Annotated in this window: 1 protein-coding gene; it reads right to left on the bottom strand. The window is 79.0% G+C overall.

Translation table 11 applies throughout. From position 1 onward, the window contains the following. The coding region (locus BI06_RS34025) for a DNA glycosylase AlkZ-like family protein (protein WP_043474801.1) at positions 1–305 on the bottom strand (305 nt) is incomplete at both ends.

The raw sequence follows: 305 nt of genomic DNA, 5'->3' as shown, positions 1-305 counted from the left end.
GCCCACCAACCGCTCCGCCTCCGCCCCCACGGCCGCCACCGCCTCCGCCCCCACGTCCTCGAACAACCGCCACACCACCTCGCCGTCCGCCCGCTGCGCCCAGCCGCCCACCACCCGGCCGCACCACCACACCGTCGGCCCCGCGTTCCCCGCCCGGTCGAACAGGGCCGGCACATCCTCCGGCCGCAGGTACCAGTCCCGCCCCCGCCAACCCATCACCGCCGGATCCAGCCCCGGCAGCAGCGCCGCCCACGGCTCCGGCTCCGCCACCGGCGCCTCGTCCCCCGGCAGCACCGACCCGGCCA

This window comes from Kitasatospora sp. MBT66 (genome assembly GCF_000710405.2).
Classification (GTDB): domain Bacteria; phylum Actinomycetota; class Actinomycetes; order Streptomycetales; family Streptomycetaceae; genus Kitasatospora; species Kitasatospora purpeofusca.
This window is presented reverse-complemented; position numbering and strand designations above follow the sequence as displayed.